Consider the following 20,787-nt stretch of genomic DNA (forward strand, 5'->3'; position numbering starts at 1 on the left):
CTGCGGGTAGTGCACGCGCACGCCTTCGCGCTCCAGCAGGGTGACCGCGTCCATGCCGGCGTCGGGCAGGAAGAGGTCGACCAGGCAGGTGGCGAAGAAATAGACATCGGAAGAAGCAGACATGGGCAGGAGCGTACGACGGATCAGGCCTCGGCGGCTGCGGTCGGCAGGGCCTGTGTCCAGTTGGTGTGCAGGGAGCGCAGGCGCTCCAGGGCCATGCCGCGCAAGGGCGCCACGACCTCGACAAAGGCCTCGCCCTGGGCCGCACGGCTGGCCAGGGCCTGCCCTGGCTTGCGCACCACGCGCGGTGCCTGCGCAAGCCGCCAGGCGCCACGGGCCGTGCCTTCCATCGGGTCGATGGAGCGCAGCACCTGCTGGGGGCCCAGCAAGGTGGCCAGCACGGCCAGGATCACCGGGTTGTCGGCCTGCGGTCCCTCCACGATGAGGGGGCCACGCCCCCCTACTTCCTTGGCCAGCCAGGCCGTGACCTGGCCCACGTAGAGCGAGGCCAGCGTCGCGCGGATGGCCGGCGCGACCTCGTGCCAGGCGCGGGCGCTGACCACGGTCGCCGGGTCCCAGCCACGCCAGACCTGGCCGGTTTCGCGCGCGAACGGCCCACCCGCCGCGGCAAAACCCGGGGTGGCCCACCACTCCTGGGCCAGCACGTCTTCCAGCACCGCCAGGGAGGCGAGACCGGGCGCCGCCCCATCGCACAACTGGGCGAACTCGCGACCGGCCATGAAGCGCGCCGTGGGCACGGGCTGGCCGGCCACCGAAACGTTGACCAGTTGGTCGTGTTCGGCGTGCAGCGAGGCCACGTCCCCACCGGGGGACATCAGCACCGTCCAGGTGCCCGTGGACACCAGCGTCAGGTCGCGGCCCATGTGGCGGTAACGGGCCAGGCAGGCATTGCTGTCGTGCACGCCACACAGCACCTGCACATTGGCCGGCAGCCCGGTGCGGGCGGCCAGGGCGGCGCGCAGGCCGCCGAGCACCTCATCGGCCTGGCGCACCGGTGCCAGGCGGTCGGTCAGGCCATGGCGACGCGCCCAGGGACTGGGGCCATCGGCGCGCACCGACCACAGGTGGGTGTGACAGCCCAGCGAACTGCGCTCGCTGGCTCGCACGCCGCACAACCACCAGGCCCAGTACTGGGGGTAAGGCAGCCAGTGTTCGGTGCGTGCCCAGGCCTCCGGCAGGCGGGTCTGCAGCCAGCGCAGCTGCCAGCCGGCATTGAGGCCCAGAGGCAGGTCGGGCGAACCGGTTTCGTCGAAAGGGTCGATGGCGTCGGCCTCGGCACGGCGCAGGGCTGCGTGGCCATCCCACTCGTAGTCCATCGGCGCCATGGCCAGACCGCCCTGCAGCCAGGCCTCGTCGGCCGGTGGTGCGCCGTCTTCGGAAGGGCCCAGGGCGCAGAAGGCGGCGCCATGGGTGCTCACGACGATGCGTGCCACGCGTTCGCGCAAGGCCTCAGGCCAGGCCTGCACGCTGTCCAGCCACCATTGGCGCAAGCGGTCCACGCCCAGGGCCAGGTAGCCCTGGGGTGCCGTGACGGCCGCGTTGTCGCTGTGAGCCTGGGTCTGCACCAGGCCCTCGGCGTCGATCAGGAGCAGCTTGGCGTGGGTCTTGCCAATGTCCACGACCATGGTCAGGTCCTGGTGGGCCGCCAGCGGCTGGATGGCGGGTGGTGTGGTCGTGGTCATGGCAGGTGGAAAAGGCAAGGCAGGGGCTCGCTCACCGGCGAGCCATCGGGGTGGGTGCGCATCAGGTCGGCCATGTGGCCCCACCAGCGGCGCATGACCGGGTGCTGGGGCAAGGCGGCCAGCCCATGCACTTCAGGGTGGCGCAGCACGGCGAAGAGCACGCTGTGTTCTTCGTCCAGGAAGATGCTGTAGTCCCGCACACCGGCGCTGCGCAGCAGCTCGACCAGCTCGGGCCAGATGGCATCGTGGCGGCGGCGGTACTCGGCCACCTGCCCCGGGTTCAGGAACATGCGGAAGGCGATCTGGTGAGAGCCTTCCTGGGGGCCCGCAGGCTGCCAAGTCGAGGGGGAGGACATGGGTGCGTCCCCCCTCAGGCGGCCTGCAGGCGCTGGCCAGGGCGGCGCAGTCGCGGCAGCACCATTGCCCCGATCAGCAAGGCGCCAATCACCATCGACATCACGATGCCCGACACATTGAGCATGCCCAGGGCAAAGGTGAAGCCCCCCAGCAGCACCGCGGCCAGCACGGTGCCGGCGATGCTCCCGCGCCCGCCTTCGATGGCCACGCCACCCAGGATCACCATGGTGACGGCATCCAGCTCCCAGCCCATGGCCAGGTTGGGGCGCGTGCTGCCGATGCGCCCCGTGAGGAGCACCGCTGCCAGGGCTGCCATGAGCCCCGCGAAGACGAACAAGCCCATGCGATAACGCTGCACGGCGATGCCCGAGAAGCGCGAGGCCACCGGGTTCAGGCCGATCGCATACAGGCGCCGCCCGTAGATGGTGGCATGCAGCCACACGCCCACACCCAGGGCTGCCACCACCCAGATCAGGAACTCGATGGGCACGATCAGGCTGTCGATGCCGGTGAGGTCGGCCAGGGTGCCATTGCCCAGGAAGCTCAGGGCCTCGGGGTAACCGGTGATGGCCTGGTCACCCAGCACCACCATGGCCAGGCCACGGTAGAGCGAGAGCGTGCCGATGGTGACCACGATGGACGGCAGGCCCAGGCGCGTGACCAGCCAGCCATTGAGCGCACCGCAGGCGGCCCCGGTGGCGATGGCAGCGGCCATCATGGCGGGCACCGAAGCGCCTTGCTGCTGCACCAGGCCCATGACCAGGGAAGCCAGGGCCATGGTGGCCGCCACCGAGAGGTCGATCTCACCGGCAATGACCAACAGGGCCATGGCCAGGGCCAGCAGGCCTTTTTCAGAGAAGTTGGTCGTGCTGTCTGCCAGGGCATAGGGCGAGAGGAAGCCCTCGATGCCCAGACCAAAGCCGGCGTAGACCGCCACCACCAGCAAGAGGAGCACCCGCTCCCAGGGGCCGAACGCGCTCATGCTTTTGCTCCTTCCGTGACCATCTGTGTGGCCAGTTCGGGGCGTACACCCGCGCCCCCTTTGTCGGTTCGTTCCAGGATCTGGCGGCCACCCAGGCGACCGGCCCGCGCGTTCAGCGCCACCGAAGCCAGGATCACGGCGCCTGCAATCGCCTGCTGCCAGAAGGGCGAGACCTGGATCACCGGCAAGGCCCCATTGATCACGCCGATGAACAGCACACCCAGCAGCGCCCCGGTGACGGATCCCACGCCCCCGCCGATGCTCACGCCGCCGATCACACAGGCCGCGATCACGGTCAGCTCGTAGCCACTGGCCAGCTCGGTGAAGGCGATGGCGTAACGCCCCACCCACAGCAGCCCACCGATCCCGGCCAGCAGGCCAGACAGGGTGTAGACCATCATCAGGCGGCGGTCGACCGGGATGCCGATCACCGCGGCCGCATGCGGGTTCCCGCCATAGGCATAGAGATCGCGCCCTTCACGGCGCCAGTGCAGCAGCCAATAGGCGGCCAGCGCAGCCAGCACCGCACAGCCCACCAGGGCCGGCACGCCCAGCCACTCGAGGCGGGGCAGCCCCTTGATGGCGGGGTGGATGTCCTGCTCCGACATCCAGGCCCCACCGCTCACCACGAAGATGGCGCCGCGGTAGGCCGACATGGTGCCCAGGGTCACGACGATGGAGGGCAGCTTGAAGCGCGTGATCAACCAGCCATTGACCGCACCCAGCAGCGCGCCCAGCACCGCTGCCATCAGCAGCAGGCCAGGCAGGCCCAGCCAGGGGGCGGCACGGCCCGCCAGGGCGCACAACATGCCGGTCAGGGCCAGGTTGGATGCCACCGAGAGGTCCACCCCCCGCGTGAGCAGCACCAGCATCTGGCCCATCACCAGCAGCACCAGGATGGACGAGTCGTTCGCCACATCCAGCACCGTGCGCCAGCTCAGGAAGACGGGAGCGCGCCAGCCCACGGCCAGCGCGATCACCACAACGATGGCCAGCAGCGCGGTCTCGCGCCGCGTGGCCCAGTGTTTCAGGGTTTGCGCGTTCATGCCGCGTACTCCTCACCTGGCTCGGCGGTCAGGCCGAGCACATCCTTGTCACCCGGCAGCGGCGTGGCCGCCACCTCTTTCAGGTCCATGCCGTGCAGGTGGCCAGCCTTGGCCGCATGCAGACCCGATGCCGCGGCCACGATGGTCTCGGCATCCATGTCGGGGCGGGCGTAGGCCTCGACCACACGCCCCCGCTTCATCACCAGCACGCGGTGCGCCAGGTTCATCACCTCCGGCAGTTCCGACGAGACCAGGATGACCGACAGGCCCTCCTTCACCATCTCGGCGATCAGCTCGTAGACGGCCTGCTTGGCCCCCACGTCGATGCCCTTGGTCGGCTCGTCGAGGATGACGATGCGCGGGTTCAGGCCCAGCCACTTGCCGATGATCACCTTCTGCTGGTTGCCACCCGAGAGGCCGGACAACAGCGTGTCCTGCGACGCGGTCTTCACCTTGAGCCGGGCCGTCAGGGCCTGAGCAAAGCGGGTCTCGCGGGCATGGCTCAACCAAGGTCCCCGCGCCAGACCGGCCAGGCCCGCCAGCGTGAAGTTGTGCAGCACCGACATGCCCAGGATGCCACCCTGGCGCTGGCGCTCTTCGGGCACGTAGGCGATGCCGGCCTGGATGGCATCGGTGGGACGGCGAACGTGGAGCTTCTGCCCGGCCAGCGTGACCTCGCCCCGGGCCTGCGGATTCAGGCCCATCAGGGCCAGCATGGCCTCGCTGCGCCCCGATCCCACCAGGCCATAAAAGCCCAGGATCTCGCCACGGCGCAGGTCGAAGTTCACGTCGGCGAACTCGCTGGGGTGGCTCAGCCCCCGCACCGACAGCAGCACGTCGCCCACCGTGTCGGGCACCGCCGGGTAGATCTGTTCAATGGCCCGGCCCGCCATCATGTGAACCAGATCGGGCTCGGTGGCCTCCCCCACCTTGCCCTGCCCCACCGTGGCACCGTCACGCAGCACCACATAGCGGTCGCACACGGCAAAGATCTCGTCGAACTTGTGCGTGATGAACAGCACCGCCACGCCCTGGGCCTTGAGCCCGCGCACGATGCCGTAGAAATCACGGATCTCCTGTTGAGACAGGGCCGCCGTGGGCTCGTCCAGGATCACCACACGAGCCTGTTGCGACAGCGCACGGGCGATCTCGATCAGGTGGCGCTGCGCCAGGCTGAGCTCGGAGACCGGCGTGGTCGCCACAAAGCCTGCGCCCACCTGGTCCAGCACCTGCTGGGCCTCACGGTTCATGCGCCGCCAGTCCACCAGCCCACCGGGGCCAGTGGGCTGGCGCCCCACGAAGATGTTTTCGGCCGCACTCAGGGCCTCGAACATCACCGTTTCCTGGTGCACGGCCACGATGCCCGCAGCCTGCGAGGCCTGTGCCTGGTGGAAACGCAGGGGCTGCCCACCCAGGGTCAGGCTGCCCTCATCGGGGGCGTGCACCCCCGTGAGCGTCTTGACCAGGGTGGACTTGCCCGCCCCGTTTTCGCCAATCAGGGCCAGCACCTCGCCAGCGTGCAGGTCAAGGTCGACCCCGCGCAGGGCATGGGTCGGGCCAAAGCGCTTGTGCACACCACGCAGTTGCAACAAAGGCTGCGAGGGCTGCGGGATGGGCGAGGCAGCAGGCTGCACCGCAGCCAGGAAGTCAGGGGCGTTCATGGGCGCAAGACCTCGGGGTCGTCAGAAGATCTTGGCGAAGCGTTCGACGTTGCTGGCGTCGTAGGTGAAGGGCTCGGACATGGCCGCTTCCTTCTGTGCGTCCAGCTTGACCTTGCCCACGCGGCCCAGCGACACGGTCTCACCCGCCACGCCCTTGACCGTGCCCTTGACGAACTGGTGTGCGACATACACGGCCGAGTAGCCCAGGTCGATGGGGTTCCAGATGGCAAAGTTCTTCACCGCACCGTTCTTGACGTGGCCAGCCATCTCGGAGGGCAGGCCCAGACCGGTCACGAACACGCTGCCGACCTTCTTGTCGTCCTGCACGGCCTTGGCCGCTGCGGCCACGCCCACCGTGGTCGGGGCCACCACGGCCTTCAGGTTGGGAAAGCTCTTGAACAGACCCTGGGCTTCGCGGTAGCTCTTGTCGGTCTGGTCATCGCCATAGACCACGCTGACCAGCTTGATGTTGGCGTAGGCCGGGGTGGCCAGCACCTTCTTCATCTCGCCAATCCAGATGTTCTGGTTGGTGGCCTGGGCCGTGGCCGACAGCACGGCGATCTCGCCACCCTGCGGTGCGACGTCACGCGCCATGCGCACCAGCTTCTCGCCGATCAGGGCGTTGGACGAAGGGGCCAGGTGCATCAGGCGGCCATCGGGGCGGATGGCCGAGTCGAAGGTGATGACCTTGATGCCGCGCTTCATGGCCTTTTGCGTCACAGGCACCAGGGCATCCGGGTCGTTGGCCGAGATGATGATGGCCTTGACGTTCTGGGCGATCAGCGAGTTGATCACCTCGATCTGACCTTCGGCCGTGGCCTTGGCCGGGCCGGTGTAGATGATCTCGACGTCCTTGAGTTCCTTGGCTGCGTCGAGCGCCCCCTGGTGGGCCGCATCGAAGAAGCCGCTGCCCAGGCTCTTGACCACCAGGGCGATCTTGTCGGCCGCGAAAGCGGGGCTGACGGCGGTGACGGCCAGGCTCATGCCCAGCAGGATGTGACGTGCTGTGTGCTTCATGGTCTCTTGTCTCCTCTACGGGGGGGGTCGGCGCCGGACACCACGTCCGGCCCTGACCGACAGCCTCATCGGCCGCGATGGCACCAGGGCTGGGGCTTCACACGCCCGGCTCAAGCCGGGTCGGGAATGGGTTGCGGGAAAGGCCGGCGATCAGACGATGCCGCCGCCACCGCCGCGCACGGCCGGGCGCTCCGCCGCCACGCGGGTGCGGTAGCCACTGGCACGGTAGAGCGACAGCGGGTCGATGGCCGCGCCCACATCCAGGCGGGCACGCTGCAGGATGGGGGTCACATCGGTCTGGAAAGCCGCCTTGAGCAGCTGCGAGCAAGCCAGGGCGTCGTTGCCGTCCTGCGCCGCGTCCAGGGCCACGCGGTCGACCAGCAGGGCCTGGGCGTAGCTGCGCTGCACCTGGATGGCGCTGGTCATCAGGCTCTCGATCGGGTCGGTCACGTTGTGGCTCTGGTCCAGCATGTAGGCGGGCTCGAAGCCAGGCACCTGCTCGTGGGCCGCGGCCACCAGCTCGTTGAACACCAGGAAGAGGCGGTAGGGCGACACGCTGCCGGCGTCCAGATCGTCGTCGCCGTACTTGCTGTCGTTGAAGTGGAAACCGGCCAGCTTGCCCGAAGCAATCAGGCGCGCCACGATCAGCTCGATGTTGACGTTGGGGGCATGGTGGCCCAGGTCGACCAGGCTTTGCGCCTTGGGGCCCAGCGCCACGGCGGCCATGTAGCTGCTGCCCCAGTCCTGAATGACGGTGCTGTAGAAGGCCGGCTCGCAGATCTTGTGTTCCAGGAACATGCGCCAGTCACCGGGCAGCGCGGCGTAGATCTCGCGGCTGCTTTCCAGGTAGCGCTCGAAGGCGCGACGGAAGTGCTGTTGGCCGGGGAAGTTGCTGCCGTCACCGATCCACACCGTCAGGGCCTTGGAGCCGATGGCCTGGCCGATCTCGATGCACTCGATGTTGTGGGCCACGGCCTGGGCGCGCACGGCCGCATCGGTGTGGGTCAGGCTGCCGAACTTGTAGCTGCCGGCCTGGCCGGGCTGGTCGGAGAAGGTGTTGGAGTTGATGGCATCGAAGCCCAGGCCCATGCTGGCAGCCACCTGGCGCAGCTCGCCCCAGTCATTGGTCTTGTCCCATGGGATGTGCAGGGACACGGTGGGCGTGGCGCGCGTCAGCTGGTGGATCACGCCGCAGTCCTGCAGCTTGTCGAACACATGGCGCGGTTCGCCCTGGCCGGGGAAGCGCGCAAAGCGCGTGCCGCCGGTGCCGACGCCCCAGCTGGGCACCGCCACCCCGAAGGTGGCCACCTTGGCGCGCACGGCCTCGATGTCGATGCCACGGCGGGCCAGCTGGTCCCCCAGGTGTTCGTAGTCGTACTGCACCTCGCGCTGCAGCTTGTCGTTGTGGGCCGCAATGAGGCCGGTGTCGATGGTGTTCATGGTGGTCTCAGCGGGTGAATGCGGCCAGGTTGCCGGCGTCGACGTTGAGGATGTTGCCGGTGCTCTTGCCGCTCAGCGGGTCGGCGGCAAAGAAGTAGGTGGCTTCGGCGATGTCTTCCGGGAAGACGCTGCGCTTGAGCATCGAGCGATCGCGGTAGAACGCCTCGAGGTCGCCCTCGTCGATCTTGTTGGCGGCGGCGCGCTCTTCGCTCCACTTGCCTGTCCAGATCTTGGAGCCACGGATCACGGCGTCCGGGTTGACCACGTTGGAGCGGATGCCCAGCGGTGCGCCTTCCAGCGCAAAGCTGCGGCTGAGCTGGATCTCGGCGGCCTTGGCGGCGCAGTAGGCCGTGGCCTGGTTGCTGGCCACCATGCCGTTCTTGCTGGCGATCATCACGATGGAGCCGCCCGTGCCCTGGGCCTTCATCTGCTTGAAGGCTTCACGGCCCACCAGGAAGTAGCCCGTGGCCAGGATGCTCTGGTTCTTGTTCCACAGCGCCAGGGTGGTGTCTTCAATGGGCGCGGCCGAGGCAATGCCTGCGTTGCTCACCAGGATGTCCACGCCACCGAATTCGATCGCAGCCCGGCCATAGGCAGCGATCACGCTGGCCTCGTCGGTCACGTCGCAGCGCACGCCGCGCACATGGTCCTTGCCATGGGCCTTGGCCAGGTCGGCGCTCACCGAGTCCAGGGCCTCCTGGTCGATGTCGGCCAGCACCACGCAGGCGCCTTCGCTCAGCATGCGGCGGGCAATCGCCTGGCCGATGCCACCGGCGCCACCGGTCACCAGGGCCACCTTGCCCACCAGGGGCTTGGGGCGGGGCATGCGCTGCAGCTTGGCTTCTTCCAGCAGCCAGTATTCGATGTCGAAGGCTTCCTGCTCGGGCAGGCCCACGTACTGGTCCACCGCATTGGCCTCGCGCATCACGTTGATGGCGTTGACGTAGAACTCGCCGGCGATGCGGGCCGTGGCCTTGTCCTTCGCGATGGTGACCATGCCGATGCGCGGCAGCAGGATGACGACCGGATTGGGGTCACGCAAGGCCGGGCTGGTCGGGCGCTTGCAACGCTCGTAGTAGGCGCTGTAGTCGGCGCGGTAGCCGGCCAGCAGCTCGCCCAGAGACGCCTTCAGCGCGGCGCCATCGAGGTTGTAGACCGACTCGGGCACGATCAGCGGGCGGATCTTGGTGCGCAGGAAGTGGTCGGGGCAGGAGGTGCCCAGCGCCGCCAAGGGCGCCAGCTCCACGGAGTTGACGAACTCCAGCACCTCGGGGGAGGTGTTCAGGTGCAGCAGCTTGGGCGAGCCTTCGGCGGCCAGGCCCCGCAGCACCGGCAGCACGCGGGCCAGGGTCTGGTCGCGCTCGGCATCGGCCAGGCTGCTCACGGCGGGGCCACCAAAGGCCTTGATCTGGCGGGCGGTGCGCTCCTGCTGCAGCCACTGCTGGGCGCGGGCAATCAGGTCCACCGTGTTCTCGTAGCAGGACTTGGCCGTGTCGCCCCAGCTGAAGAGGCCGTGGCCGCCCAGCACGATGCCGCGCAGGCCAGGGTGGGCCGCGTTGTAGGCCGCCAGTTGCTGGCCCAGCTCGTAACCCGGGCGCAACCAGGGCATCCAGCCCACGGTGCCTTCAAAGACCTGCTCGGTGATGGCCTGCGAGTTGGCCATGGCCGCGATGGCGATCACGGCGTCAGGGTGCATGTGGTCGACGTGTGCGTAAGGCAGCGACGAGTGCAGCGGGGTGTCGATGGAGGCGGCACGCGGGTTCAGGTTGAAGGTGCAGTGCGGCAGGTAAGCCACCATCTCGTCTTCGTGCTCAAGACCGCGGTACAGGCCCTTCAGGGCGCGCAGCTTGTCCATGTAGAGGGTGGAGAAGCCATCGAGCTTCATCGAGCCGACGTCGCCACCCGAGCCCTTGACCCACAGCACCTCGGTCTGCTCGCCCGTGAGCGGGTCCTTCTGCCAGATCTTGGCCGAGGTGTTGCCACCGCCGTAGTTGGTGATGCGCAGGTCGGAGCCCAGCAGGTTCGAGCGATACAGCAGCAGGCCGGGTTCGTCCAGCTTGGCGGCATGGGCATCGTCCCAGGTCGGGAAAGGCAAGGAGGCGTTGGGTGCGGTCATGGAGGTGTTCGGCTTGAGCGGTTGAGGCGCCGTTGGCATGCGCCGGGATCGGTGTGTGGGACGGACTGTAGGTCGCCACAAAGTTCAGCTCAATCCAATGTCTCTTATCGATTTCATCAGATCATCTTATGATTTGGGGTATGACGGACCGCACACCTGAGGAAGGCCGTGCGGCTTGCGCACAAACCCGTCCGAACACCCCAGCCAACCCAGGGAAAGTCCCTGAGAAACGGCCGATGCCCGCACACGGCGTCGCCATCCCTGCTCATGAAAAACCTGACCCTGCGCCAGCTTGAAGTCTTCTCGGTGCTGGCCGATGCCGGCAGCCACTCGGCCGCCGCCGAAGCCTTGGGCATCAGCCAGCCCGCGGTGTCGATGCTGATGCGGCAGCTGGAACAGGACGTGGGGCAGCCCCTGTGGGAGGGACGCGGTCGCAAGCAGGTGCCCAGCACGGCGGGTCACCTCCTGCTGGGCCACGCGCGGGGCGTGCTCGACCAGCTGCGCCGCTTGCAGGAAGGCCTGGCCCAGCTGCAATCGGGGCAAGGCGGGCACCTGCACCTGGGCGTGGTGCCCACGGCCAACTACTGGGCACCGCAGTTGCTGATGGCCTTCCAGAAACGCCACCCGGGCAGCAGCTTCAAGCTCTCGGTGGGGCCGCGCTCGCAGGTGCTGGGCTGGCTGAAGGAACACCAGATCGACGTGGCCATCGGCGGCCACCCGCCCGGCGAGGCCGACGTGGACGCCCAGGCCTTTGCCCGCCACCCGCACTGCATCGTGGCCCCCTTCGGGCATCCTTTGGCAGGGCAGAAACGCGTGTCCTGGTCGGCCCTCAAAGACGAGCCCTTCATCTTTCGCGAAGAGGGCTCGGCCACACGCAGCTTCCTCGAGCACCTGCTGCAAGGCCAATCGCTGCAGGTGAACGCCCGCATCGAGCTCTCGGGTAACGAGACGGTCAAGCAGGCCGTGATGGCCGGCATGGGCATCAGCTTCATGTCGGCGCACGCCGTGCAGGTGGAACTGGCCGCTCGGCGCATGGCCATCCTCGACGTGAGCGGCATGCCCAAGTGGCTGGACTGGTGCCTGCTGGCGCGGCGCGATGGCCAGGCCAGCCCCCTGGTCGCCTCGTTCAAGGAGTTTGTGCTGAGCGAAGGCGCTCGGGTGGCCGCGGTGGTGAGCGATGGGCAAAGCACCCTCTGAGCGCCATGCCCTCGCGCTACCATCGCCCCTTGTCCCCTCCCCACGCATGAGCGCATCCCACCGTGAGCACTGGTCTTTTCACATCCCTGCCTGGCCTGGCCGTCACCCCTGATCGCCAGGATCCCCGCCCCCTGGTGCTCTACCACGCGCATTGCCCAGACGGCTTCGGCGCCGCCCTGGCCGCCTGGCTCTTCTTCGAGGGCGAAGGCGAGTACGTCGGCGTGAGCCATGGCAAGGTCGCCTCGCTGGCCGACCTGCCCGAGGTCGCCGGACGCGCCGTCTACATCCTCGACTTCTCGTTTGACGTGGCCATCATGTCGGCCCTCGACGAGCAGGCCGCCAAACTCGTGGTGCTCGACCACCACCAGAGTGCCGCCGACAAGATCGGCCAGTTCCAGTGCCGCTGTGGCGCGGTGCACTTCGACATGAGCCAGTCCGGCGCGATGCTGGCCTGGCGCTTCTTCCAGCCCGATCGCCCGGTGCCCGCCCTGATCCGCTACGTGCAGGACCGCGACCTCTGGACCTGGGCCTACCCCGAAAGCGCCAGCTTCCTCTCCGCGCTCGACCTCGAGCCCAACGAGTTCCCGCGCTGGGCCGAGATCGCCGCCTTCGACGACGCCCAGGTGGCCGCCTTCTGCCAGCGCGGCACGGCCATGAACGAGAAGTTCCTGCACCTGTGCCAGGACATCGCACGCGGCGCCGCCCCGCTGGTGTTCAACGGTCAGACCGGTGTGATGGTCAACTGCCCCGGCGCCTTCAGCAGCGAGGTGGGCAACATGCTCTCGGCCGAATGCGGCAGCTTCGCCTTCCTGTGGAGCGTGTCGAAAGACGGCAAGGTCAAGGTGGGTCTGCGCGCCGTGGCCGGCTACAACGCCATCCCCCTGGCCGAGGCCATGGGCGGTGGCGGTCACCCTCAGGCCTGCGGCTTCCGCATGGGGCCGGAGCGCCTGGCCGAGTTGCTCACCGGCGTGTTCTGGTCGTCGGACGAGGCCCGGGCTGCGGCAGAGACGGGCACCGGCAGCTGACCTGCGCCCACGCCACCACAGGGTCAGCCTCCCGTCGGAGGCGTGGCTACACTGGGCCCCAACAACACAGGGAGAAGACCTCGTGCCCAGGCCTCCATTGCCCAGCCGGATCAAGGCGATCAACCTGATTCGCCCTGTCTCCGCGTGGCAGGGACTCCGGACGCTGGCGCTGCTGTGGTGGCTTGTCATCGCCCCGCTGGCATGGGGACAAAGCTTGTCCGACCTGGCCGGCAGCGGTGGCGAGGCGCCCACCCCGCTCACCACCATGGCCCAGGCCTACCTGCACAACCGTGCGGTGGTGACCTTCCGTGACGACGAACTCAACGGCGCCGCCTCCGAGCGGGCGGCGCTCGCGCAGCAGGCCATGCGCGAGGCCCTGGCGGCCGGAGGCCCGGGCCTGGTCACCCGCACGGACGCGGCCAACGCGGTGCGTTTCGACATCGACGGGCGCCCTGTGTTCTTCGTCACCACGGGCGACGTGGGCGCGGCGCGCGGCACCGGCACCCTCTCTGCCGTGGCCCATCAGGTGCAGCAACGCCTTCAGCTGGCCGTGGCCGAGCACCGCGAGATGCGAGACCCTCGCCAATGGGGCACCGGGCTGGCTTATGCCATGGCGGCATCGGTCGTGGCCTGGGGCCTGCTGTGGCTGCTGCGCAAGGCTCACCGCTGGCTCGCGCAGACCCTGCAGGGTGCGGTGAAGGGGCAGCAAGGCGCATGGGGGCATTGGCTTCACCAGGCCCACACAGGCCTGAGCTGGCTCGGCACCGCGATGGCATGGGGTCTGGGCCTTCTGCTGTTCGACCTCTGGCTCACCTTCGTGCTGCGCCAGTTCGCCTACACCCGCCCCTGGGGCGAGCGCGCCACAGCCTGGCTGCTGGACACCGCCAGCCAGCTCTTCGGCGCCATCGCCAGCGCCATGCCGGGGCTGACCATTGCCTTGCTCATCTTCGCGCTGGCGCGCATGGCCACACGGGCCATCGCCCTGTACCTTGAAAAAGTGGCACGCGGGGAAGCCCTCCTTGGCTGGCTGGACGCTGACACCGCCATGCCCACGAGGAGGCTGGTCAACGTGCTGGTCTGGTTGTTCGCCCTCGCCATGGCCTACCCCTACCTGCCGGGCGCCCACAGCGATGCCTTCAAGGGTGTGAGCGTGCTCGCAGGCCTGATGCTCTCGCTGGGCGCGTCCGGTGTGGTGGGGCAGGCGATGTCCGGCTTCTCGCTGATGTACTCACGCTCGCTGCGTGTGGGCGAATACGTGAAGATCGGCGAGACCGAGGGCACCGTGGCCGAACTCGGCCTTTTCGCCACCCGCATCCACACCGGTCTGGGCGAAGAGGTCAGCCTGCCCAACACCGTGATCTTCAGCCAGCCGGTGCGCAACTTCTCGCGCCTGGTCCAGGGTGGGCGATTCGTGCTGCACACCGCCGTCACCATCGGCTACAGCACCCCCTGGCGGCAGGTGCACGCGATGTTGCTGGAAGCCGCCCGCCGCACACCCGGTGTGGCCCAGGAACCACCGCCCTCGGTCGTGCAAACGGCCCTCTCCGACTTTTATGTGGAGTACAAGCTCTTCGCACAAGGCAACCAGGCGGCCGCCCAGCGCCGCATCGAGGCCATGAGCGCACTGCATGCCAACGTGCTGGACGTGTTCAACGAAAATGGCGTGCAGATCATGTCGCCGCACTACCGCAGCGACCCGCCAGAAGCCCAGGTGGTGCGACCTGGCGAAGCATGGGCCGCGCCCCATCCGCATGAGCCGCTGAAGCCCGATGCCAGAAAAGAAGGCAGCGCTGACAGGCCAGGCGTGATATAAACTGCCCACTGGCATGCACCCGGCCGCGCTGTCCCAACCAGCCACCCACGCCGTGCACGGATCGCGCCCTGCGACCCCATCGCCCTTTTGGTCTGCCGAGCAGCAGCCAACCGAGCCTTCTGACGCTCCCGCAGGTGCTTTCACCCTCGCGGTTCTGATTGACCCCCATCTCCCATTCAGCCATTTCCATCGGCAAGTTCGTCGTCTCGCCTGCGACACACCAGACTGACAGCGGCCGCTTCCGCGCCTCTTTTTCAGTCCGACGCGCCCAGGGCAACGGCAGCTACTGCCGGGTGTTCCGCTTCGACAAGACCTTTGCCTCGCAAGACGCGGCCAGGCTCTTTGCCGTCACACAGGGCTGGCTGCAAACCTGCATGCCTCATCCGCCCGCGTGCTGAGCCAAGGCGCCAGACCGGCGCCCTCCCCCGGCTCTTTTCTCTCCCCATTCCTGAAAGACTCACCATGAGCAGCAAACTTTATGTGGGCAACCTGCCCTATTCCGTGACCGACGCCAGCCTGCGCAGCAATTTCGCCGAGTTCGGCGAGGTGTCTTCTGCCAAGGTCATGATGGACCGCGACACCGGCACCTCCAAGGGTTTCGGCTTCGTGGAAATGGCCTCGGCCGACGTGGCCCAGGCCGCCATCACCGGGCTGCACGGCGTGTCGGTCGACGGCCGCTCGATCGTGGTCAGCCTGGCCCGCCCTCGCGAAGCGACCACCAACCGTTCGGGTGGCTATGCCGCCGACGGCTACCGCGGCCAGCGTGCCGATGTGGGCTATGGCAACGGTGGGCATGGGGGTGGGCGTTACTGAGACGCAGCGGAGGCCGACTGCCAGCCGACCTTCAAACCGCTTCAGCCTGGCCCGACATGAATGACCGCGTGAGGGCTTGCGCGATGCGGGTGGCCTCGGTGGCGTCGTGCAGGGTGGCGGGCAACTCGCCCTGGCCCAGGCAGGCGCGCACAAAGGCCTGCATTTCGCGCTGAAACGCGGGCTCAAAGCGCGCATAGAAGTCGGGCAAGGCGCGATGCTGAACGCCACGCGCTGAGCGGTACACGCTGGCGTCTGCATGGGCGCCCACGCCCACCTGCATCGTGCCTTCGGTGCCGATCACCTCCAGCGTGGTCTCATGGCCGTGCGGCATGGTTCGGCTGGCGTAAAGCATGGCCCTCGCACCGCCTTCAAACTCGACGATGGCCATCGCGTTGTCGACGTCATGGTGCTCGGCCAGGCCGGGGTGCAGCGCGATGGTGCCGCTGGCATAGACCTTGGTCGCTTTCGGGTTGCCCAGCATCCAGCGCGCCAGGTCGATGTCGTGCACACAGCAGTCATTGAAGATGCCGCCCGAGGTGGGCGAGAAGCGCACGAAAAAGCCATTCGGATCGTTCATGTCGCAGGTCTGCGAGCGCACCAGGAAGGGCCGCCCCAGGTCGCCACGGGTGATGGCCTCACGTACACGCTCGAAGTCGGGATCGAATCGGCGCTCAAAGCCCACCATGGCGACCTGTTGCGGGCGCGTGGCAGCCAGGGCCGTCAGGGCCTCGCAGGTGACCACGTCCAACGACAAGGGCTTTTCGACAAACACGTGCTTGCCCGCTCGCAACGCGGCCTCGAACTGCGCCGGGTGCGCGGTCGTGGGGCTGGCCAGCACCACCGCGTCCAGCCCCGGGTGCCGCAGCAACTCGGCCAGATCGGTGTAGGTCGCGTCCACGCCCAGTTCACGCTGGGCCCATTGCAAGGCTTCTGCGCTGGGGTTGCACGCGGCCACCAGACGCGCATGCGGGGTGTGACGCGCCAAGGCCAGCGCATGGCGTCGACCCAGCCTGCCCAGGCCGACGATGCCCACGTTCAACGGAGCTTGTGTACGGCTCATCATTCGGCTCCTTGGGGCGTGGTGTGGCGGCGCGAGGCCAGGGTGTTCAGGTGGGTGTTCAGGCGCTCAGCGGGCCACTGCTCGTCCAGGGCTCGGTGCACCCAGTGCTGGACGCTCATCGGCGCCAGGCCGCCCAGGGGCGGGTCGCGATCGAGGTTGGTGGGGAAGGCATAGCCTTCGGCCGACGCGGCCAGTACCCGATCGACATCGGCGCGGCTCAAGGCGCCGGACTGCCGCAAGGACAGCAACTCGGGGTAAAGCGCTTGCACCATGCGCTGGCGATCGACCGACTCCATCGCCCGGCCAAAGGCGGACGAGACCTGCAGCAGGTTGGCAATGCGCTGGATGCCTGCAGATTGGTTGGCGCCGGCGGCATGCAGCAGTGCCGGGTTGAAGAACACCGCATCACCCTTGAGCAAAGGCAGTTGCACACGGCGCTCGGCAAAGCAGGCGCGGAAGTCTTCACGCTCGGCCACGAGGTAACCGTGGCTGAACTTTTGCGAGTGGGGCAGGTAGAGCGTCGGGCCGCTTACCAGAGGCATGTCGACATGGGCCACCGCGCCCTGCAAGGTCAGCATGGGCGAGAGGCGGTGCACATGGGCTGGATAGGCCTCGGCCTGTGCCGGGGTGCAAAAGCCCAGGTGGTAATCGCGGTGGGCCACTTGGGCGGCACCGCCGGGGCGCACGTTGTTCACCTGCGAGGTGACCTGGTAGGCCGGGCCCAACCAGGCCTCGCTGGCCAGCGCGATCATGTCGTTGGCGTAGTAGCGCGCAAACAAGGCCGGGTCCAGCACGCACAACTTCTCCAGCGCATTCCACACACGGTCGTTGGCACCGGCCTTGGCAAAGTGGTCTCCGCCGCTGTCACCGTTGCAGCGCTCTTGCGCAATGAGTTCGAAGAAGCGCGCGGTCACCGCGTCGACCAGCTGCGCCGACGCCACCGCGCCTTGCAGCACCAGGATGCCGGGCCCCGATTCCCACACCCACGCCCATTCGGCCATCAGCGCCGCACGTTGTGGCCCGCCCCCCTCGCGCAGCGACGTGCGCAAGGCAGCACAGTCATAGACCGGCACCCCTCGCAGGATGTGGCTGGCGCTCGGGCAATCGGCGGGCGCGGTTTCCTGCTGCAGCAGTGCCTGCAGATCGGGCAATCGCGCTTCTTCGGCACGCAGCCAGCGCGCCGTATTGGGGTGGGTCATCACCGTCTCCGGATCTCGTTTTGATGGCGCCAGTTTAGAAATCCGGCTGCGGTTCTCACAGGCCCAAACACCTCAAAAAGACCTCAGAATGGTGCGACCCTCGCCCCCCTTCCGAACCCGAGACATGCCATGGCCCACCCCATTGCGATGAAGGAAATCGCCCTCCAGGCAGGCGTCAGCCTGGCCACGGTGGACCGTGTGCTGCATCAGCGTGAAGGTGTGCGTGCCACCACCCGGCGGCGCGTGGAACAGGCCTGCGCAGAGTTGGCCCGGCAGCAACAGCAGATCGGTCTCACAGGCCGACGCGTCATGATCGACCTGGTGATGGAGGCGCCTGAGCGCTTCAGCCGCATCGTGCGCGAGACCCTGGGCTCGGCCATGCGGCAGGCGCGGCCGGCCGTCTTCCGTGCCCGGGAACATCTGGCCGAGACCCTGAGCGTGGCCGACCTGGTGGCGGTGCTGGACGGCATCGCCCGACGCGGCAGCCACGGGGTCTTGCTCAAAGCGCCCGATGTGCCCGAGGTGAACGAGGCGGTGCTGCGCTTGATGAAGCGGGGTATCCCTGTGGTTACCCTGGTGACGGATTTGAAGGGCGTACCCGCCCATGCCTACGTGGGCCTGGACAACCAGCGTGCGGGTGAAACCGCCGCCTACCTGATGGCGCAGTGGATGCCCTCAGCCAAGGCCAGGGCCGAGGTGCTGGTGTCCAGCAGCGGGCAGCGCTTTCAGGGGGAGGATGAACGCATCCAGGCCTTCACGCGCACCCTCGCCACCATGCGGCCCGCTTGCAAGGTGCATGTGCTGGACAAGGGGCGCGGCCTGCCTGGACCCACGGCCGCTTCTGTGCGCCACTTGCTGGCCTCACGGCCGGGCGTGTCGGCTGTGTATTCGGTGGGTGGGGCCAACCAGGCCATCCTGGCGGCTTTCGACAAGGCCGGGCGCGCATGCCGGCCATTCATTGGCCACGACCTCGATGCGGACAACCTCGCGCTGTTGCGCGCAGGTCGGTTGAGCGCGGTGCTGCACCACGACCTGCACCATGACTTGCACATGGCATGTTTGCATTTCATGCAGGCACAAGGCTTGTCGGCAGTTGGCAGCCAACTCATGCGATCTGACATCGAGGTCATCACGCCGTTCAATTTGCCTCATGTTGCTAGCATCCCCTTGCATCCATGAGGGCAAAGCGCAAGTGACCAGCCTGACAGGCGGTGCCCCGCGGCTGCGACACACGAGGCCCCCTCACCTGCCTCGCAGCGAGTGGGCACGCAGGCAGCATCATGTTGTGGGTCACAGGCAAGGACTGGCTTGATATGGGACAGCGCAGAAAACCCAGCCCGCTTCAACAGCCCATTCTCCAACTCCGACAGACCTTATTCAGTCAGATCAGTCGATGTTCATTGCCAACAAAGCCGCAGATAGCACTCCCTCGAAAGCCCCGAGAATCACCGCGGCTCAATACAGAGCAAAGTCATAGACATCACCTCAAAAACTTCAATTGAACACCCTCCCTTGGCGGCAAAGTCATAGACGGGGCCGTTATCAGCTCCCCGGTACACCTCGCCGAGCAGCTTCAAGGACTCTGGTTGGCGAAGAACGGGGGGAACTTCCGCAGCACTTTGCACAGCCGCCATGTCCACCAAGATGGCCGTGAAATTTGCAATGTCTTCTGGGTTTTGCACTAACACCGCATCGATTTGATCTAACGGTAGTGCAATTCGGTCCCCAGTGTTTCGCTTCTTTCCAAAGAAGACATGTGCCCCTGCGATGCGCCACTCAGCTTCCGCCATCTGATCTCGCCCTTGGACTGGCCTGCTACCAGTTCAGTGGCCACCTGCCGCATCCATGTTCAGGGCATGCGGTCAGGCACGCTGGTGCGCATTTCACCGGCGAGTGCGCCCACACGCATGTTCATCAACCGTTCACCGCTACGTCAAGGAAAGCGATCTGTGCACCGGTTTTGGCACGCACCTCGTCTTCGCTCACGCCCGGGGCCAGTTCCACGCACACAAAGCCCTTTGGGGTCACGTCCATCACGCACAGCTCGGTGATGACGCGGTCGACCACGCCCACCCCTGTGAGTGGCAGCGCGCACTGCTGCAGCAGCTTGTGCTCGCCGCTCTTGGCAGCGTGCTCCATCAGCACCACCACACGGGCCACGCCGGCCACCAGGTCCATGGCACCGCCCATGCCCTTGACCATCTTGCCCGGGATCATCCAGTTGGCCAGATCCCCCTTGTCGGACACCTGCATGGCCCCCAGGATGGACAAATTGATCTTGCCGCCGCGGATCATGGCAAAGCTCTCGTGGCTGCCAAAGATCGAGCTGCCCGGCAAGGTGGTCACGGTCTGTTTGCCGGCGTTGATCAGGTCGGCATCGACCTCGTCCTCGTTCGGAAAGGGGCCAATGCCCAGCATGCCGTTTTCAGACTGCAGCCACACGTCGATGCCCGGGGCCACGTGGTTGGCCACCAGGGTGGGCAGGCCGATGCCCAGGTTCACGTAGAAGCCGTCCTGCAGTTCCTGGGCGGCGCGGGCCGCCATCTGGTCGTGGGTCCATGCCATGGCTCAGGCTCCCTTCGGGTTCTGTTGGGTGGTGCGCTTTTCGATGCGCTTCTCGGGCGAGGCGTTCAGCACGATGCGGTGCACATAGATGCCGGGCAGGTGCACGGCATCGGGGTCGATGGCACCGGTCTCGACGATCTCTTCCACTTCCACCACGGTGAGCTTGCCAGCCATGGCCGCCGCCGGGTTGAAGTTGCGCGCCGTGCGGCGGAACACCAGGTTGCCCGACTTGTCGGCCTTCCAGGCCTTGACCAGGGCCACATCGGGCACCAGGCCACGCTCCATGACGTAGAGCTCGCCATCGAACTCGCGCGTCTCCTTGCCTTCGGCCACCAGGGTGCCCACGCCCGTCTTGGTGAAGAAGGCGGGGATGCCTGCGCCACCGGCACGCAGCTTCTCGGCCAGCGTGCCCTGGGGCGTGAATTCCAGCTCCAGTTCACCCGAGAGGTACTGGCGCTCGAACTCCTTGTTCTCTCCCACATAGCTGGAGATCATCTTTTTGATCTGGCGCGTGTTGAGCAGCTTGCCCAGGCCGAAACCATCGACCCCGGCGTTATTGGAGATCACCGTCAAGTCCTTGACGCCGGTGGCTTGCAGCGCGTCGATCAACGCTTCCGGGATGCCGCAGAGGCCGAAGCCCCCCACGGCCATCAGTTGTCCGTCTTGGACGATGCCGGCCAAAGCGCTGGCCGCATCGGGATAGGTCTTGTTCATGTTGTCTGGGCCTTACCAGGCCAAAAAATTGTGAGACCGCCATGTCGGTACGGGACATCACGCTTGTGATCGGCTTGAG

The 20,787-nt window shown here is 67.2% G+C and carries 19 protein-coding genes and 1 pseudogene; 6 read left to right on the forward strand and 14 right to left on the reverse strand.

Features of this window, described 5'->3' with window-relative positions:
• The 9 genes and pseudogenes from QZ994_RS01495 to QZ994_RS01535 all read right to left on the reverse strand — a co-directional run.
• A pseudogene (locus QZ994_RS01495) lies at nt 1–123 on the reverse strand ((Fe-S)-binding protein); the annotation flags it as partial.
• 20 nt (nt 124–143) lie between these two features.
• On the reverse strand, nt 144–1,703 hold the full coding sequence (locus tag QZ994_RS01500; protein WP_290867289.1) for a hypothetical protein: 1,560 nt from the start codon (nt 1,701–1,703) through the stop codon (nt 144–146).
• Nucleotides 1,700–2,059, reverse strand: a complete 360-nt coding sequence (locus QZ994_RS01505) for an L-rhamnose mutarotase (protein WP_290867291.1) — start codon at nt 2,057–2,059, stop codon at nt 1,700–1,702. The genes QZ994_RS01500 and QZ994_RS01505 overlap by 4 nt, the downstream gene beginning before the upstream one ends.
• A gap of 14 nt (nt 2,060–2,073) precedes the next feature.
• Entirely contained in the window at nt 2,074–3,042 is a 969-nt protein-coding gene (locus tag QZ994_RS01510; protein WP_290867293.1) for an ABC transporter permease, read from the reverse strand.
• A complete protein-coding gene (locus QZ994_RS01515) occupies nt 3,039–4,088 on the reverse strand; it encodes an ABC transporter permease (RefSeq protein WP_290867295.1) in 1,050 nt (349 codons plus the stop codon). Before QZ994_RS01515 ends, QZ994_RS01510 begins: the two co-directional genes overlap by 4 nt.
• The gene (locus tag QZ994_RS01520) at nt 4,085–5,749 is read right to left on the reverse strand and encodes a sugar ABC transporter ATP-binding protein (protein WP_290867297.1); all 1,665 of its coding nucleotides are present in this window, start codon (nt 5,747–5,749) and stop codon (nt 4,085–4,087) included. Before QZ994_RS01520 ends, QZ994_RS01515 begins: the two co-directional genes overlap by 4 nt.
• 21 nt (nt 5,750–5,770) lie before the next feature.
• Nucleotides 5,771–6,766, reverse strand: coding sequence for a rhamnose ABC transporter substrate-binding protein (gene rhaS / locus QZ994_RS01525; RefSeq protein ID WP_290867298.1), 996 nt, complete (start codon nt 6,764–6,766; stop codon nt 5,771–5,773).
• A gap of 150 nt (nt 6,767–6,916) precedes the next feature.
• A complete protein-coding gene (gene rhaI / locus QZ994_RS01530; RefSeq protein WP_290867300.1) occupies nt 6,917–8,206 on the reverse strand; it encodes an L-rhamnose catabolism isomerase in 1,290 nt (429 codons plus the stop codon).
• Nucleotides 8,207–8,213: 7 nt separating this feature from the next.
• Complete coding sequence (locus QZ994_RS01535; RefSeq protein WP_290867302.1) at nt 8,214–10,322, reverse strand: bifunctional rhamnulose-1-phosphate aldolase/short-chain dehydrogenase; 2,109 nt, start codon at nt 10,320–10,322, stop codon at nt 8,214–8,216.
• 267 nt (nt 10,323–10,589) lie between these two features.
• Here QZ994_RS01535 and QZ994_RS01540 point away from each other — a divergent pair, with 267 nt between their 5' ends.
• The 5 genes from QZ994_RS01540 to QZ994_RS01560 all read left to right on the forward strand — a co-directional run bounded on the left by QZ994_RS01540 (nt 10,590) and on the right by QZ994_RS01560 (nt 15,170).
• A complete protein-coding gene (locus QZ994_RS01540) occupies nt 10,590–11,519 on the forward strand; it encodes a LysR family transcriptional regulator (RefSeq protein WP_290867304.1) in 930 nt (309 codons plus the stop codon).
• Nucleotides 11,520–11,581: 62 nt separating this feature from the next.
• Nucleotides 11,582–12,544 (forward strand): DHHA1 domain-containing protein, encoded by a 963-nt coding sequence (locus QZ994_RS01545; RefSeq protein WP_290867306.1) that lies wholly within the window; start codon nt 11,582–11,584, stop codon nt 12,542–12,544.
• 214 nt (nt 12,545–12,758) lie between these two features.
• On the forward strand, nt 12,759–14,357 hold the full coding sequence (locus QZ994_RS01550) for a mechanosensitive ion channel family protein (protein WP_290867308.1): 1,599 nt from the start codon (nt 12,759–12,761) through the stop codon (nt 14,355–14,357).
• 188 nt (nt 14,358–14,545) lie between these two features.
• Nucleotides 14,546–14,755 carry a hypothetical protein gene (locus QZ994_RS01555; protein ID WP_290867377.1) on the forward strand — a complete coding sequence of 70 codons (210 nt, stop codon included), beginning with the start codon at nt 14,546–14,548 and terminating at the stop codon, nt 14,753–14,755.
• 64 nt (nt 14,756–14,819) lie between these two features.
• Nucleotides 14,820–15,170 (forward strand): RNA-binding protein, encoded by a 351-nt coding sequence (locus tag QZ994_RS01560; RefSeq protein ID WP_290867309.1) that lies wholly within the window; start codon nt 14,820–14,822, stop codon nt 15,168–15,170.
• A gap of 31 nt (nt 15,171–15,201) precedes the next feature.
• On the opposite strand, the gene QZ994_RS01565 is transcribed toward QZ994_RS01560, so the two are convergent.
• Nucleotides 15,202–16,230 (reverse strand): Gfo/Idh/MocA family oxidoreductase, encoded by a 1,029-nt coding sequence (locus QZ994_RS01565; protein ID WP_290867310.1) that lies wholly within the window; start codon nt 16,228–16,230, stop codon nt 15,202–15,204.
• Nucleotides 16,230–17,429 carry a phytanoyl-CoA dioxygenase family protein gene (locus tag QZ994_RS01570; RefSeq protein WP_290867311.1) on the reverse strand — a complete coding sequence of 400 codons (1,200 nt, stop codon included), beginning with the start codon at nt 17,427–17,429 and terminating at the stop codon, nt 16,230–16,232. The genes QZ994_RS01565 and QZ994_RS01570 overlap by 1 nt, the downstream gene beginning before the upstream one ends.
• A 129-nt stretch (nt 17,430–17,558) precedes the next feature.
• Here QZ994_RS01570 and QZ994_RS01575 point away from each other — a divergent pair, with 129 nt between their 5' ends.
• Entirely contained in the window at nt 17,559–18,608 is a 1,050-nt protein-coding gene (locus QZ994_RS01575; RefSeq protein ID WP_290867313.1) for a LacI family DNA-binding transcriptional regulator, read from the forward strand.
• A 266-nt stretch (nt 18,609–18,874) separates the two neighbouring features.
• Here the strand turns inward: QZ994_RS01575 and QZ994_RS01580 are convergent, their stop codons facing one another.
• The 3 genes from QZ994_RS01580 to QZ994_RS01590 all read right to left on the reverse strand — a co-directional run bounded on the left by QZ994_RS01580 (nt 18,875) and on the right by QZ994_RS01590 (nt 20,708).
• Nucleotides 18,875–19,219: a hypothetical protein gene (locus tag QZ994_RS01580; protein ID WP_290867315.1), complete on the reverse strand. Its 345-nt coding sequence runs from the start codon at nt 19,217–19,219 to the stop codon at nt 18,875–18,877.
• A gap of 124 nt (nt 19,220–19,343) precedes the next feature.
• Entirely contained in the window at nt 19,344–19,994 is a 651-nt protein-coding gene (locus QZ994_RS01585; RefSeq protein ID WP_290867316.1) for a CoA transferase subunit B, read from the reverse strand.
• 3 nt (nt 19,995–19,997) lie between these two features.
• Nucleotides 19,998–20,708 carry a CoA transferase subunit A gene (locus tag QZ994_RS01590; RefSeq protein WP_290867318.1) on the reverse strand — a complete coding sequence of 237 codons (711 nt, stop codon included), beginning with the start codon at nt 20,706–20,708 and terminating at the stop codon, nt 19,998–20,000.
• Nucleotides 20,709–20,787 lie beyond the last annotated feature (79 nt).

Origin of the sequence: Aquabacterium sp., from assembly GCF_021768455.1 — a bacterium.
Lineage (GTDB): Bacteria > Pseudomonadota > Gammaproteobacteria > Burkholderiales > Burkholderiaceae_C > Aquabacterium.

Coding starts and splice junctions, on each gene's coding strand:
- QZ994_RS01505 (WP_290867291.1), bottom strand. CDS start 2,059: ATGTCCTCCCCCTCGACTTGGCAGCCTGCGGGCCCCCAGGAAGGCTCT.
- QZ994_RS01500 (WP_290867289.1), bottom strand. CDS start 1,703: ATGACCACGACCACACCACCCGCCATCCAGCCGCTGGCGGCCCACCAG.
- QZ994_RS01570 (WP_290867311.1), bottom strand. CDS start 17,429: ATGACCCACCCCAATACGGCGCGCTGGCTGCGTGCCGAAGAAGCGCGA.
- QZ994_RS01580 (WP_290867315.1), bottom strand. CDS start 19,219: ATGGCGGAAGCTGAGTGGCGCATCGCAGGGGCACATGTCTTCTTTGGA.
- QZ994_RS01565 (WP_290867310.1), bottom strand. CDS start 16,230: ATGAGCCGTACACAAGCTCCGTTGAACGTGGGCATCGTCGGCCTGGGC.
- QZ994_RS01520 (WP_290867297.1), bottom strand. CDS start 5,749: ATGAACGCCCCTGACTTCCTGGCTGCGGTGCAGCCTGCTGCCTCGCCC.
- QZ994_RS01540 (WP_290867304.1), top strand. CDS start 10,590: ATGAAAAACCTGACCCTGCGCCAGCTTGAAGTCTTCTCGGTGCTGGCC.
- QZ994_RS01515 (WP_290867295.1), bottom strand. CDS start 4,088: ATGAACGCGCAAACCCTGAAACACTGGGCCACGCGGCGCGAGACCGCG.
- QZ994_RS01510 (WP_290867293.1), bottom strand. CDS start 3,042: ATGAGCGCGTTCGGCCCCTGGGAGCGGGTGCTCCTCTTGCTGGTGGTG.
- QZ994_RS01535 (WP_290867302.1), bottom strand. CDS start 10,322: ATGACCGCACCCAACGCCTCCTTGCCTTTCCCGACCTGGGACGATGCC.
- QZ994_RS01575 (WP_290867313.1), top strand. CDS start 17,559: ATGGCCCACCCCATTGCGATGAAGGAAATCGCCCTCCAGGCAGGCGTC.
- QZ994_RS01560 (WP_290867309.1), top strand. CDS start 14,820: ATGAGCAGCAAACTTTATGTGGGCAACCTGCCCTATTCCGTGACCGAC.
- QZ994_RS01590 (WP_290867318.1), bottom strand. CDS start 20,708: ATGAACAAGACCTATCCCGATGCGGCCAGCGCTTTGGCCGGCATCGTC.
- rhaI (WP_290867300.1), bottom strand. CDS start 8,206: ATGAACACCATCGACACCGGCCTCATTGCGGCCCACAACGACAAGCTG.
- QZ994_RS01585 (WP_290867316.1), bottom strand. CDS start 19,994: ATGGCATGGACCCACGACCAGATGGCGGCCCGCGCCGCCCAGGAACTG.
- rhaS (WP_290867298.1), bottom strand. CDS start 6,766: ATGAAGCACACAGCACGTCACATCCTGCTGGGCATGAGCCTGGCCGTC.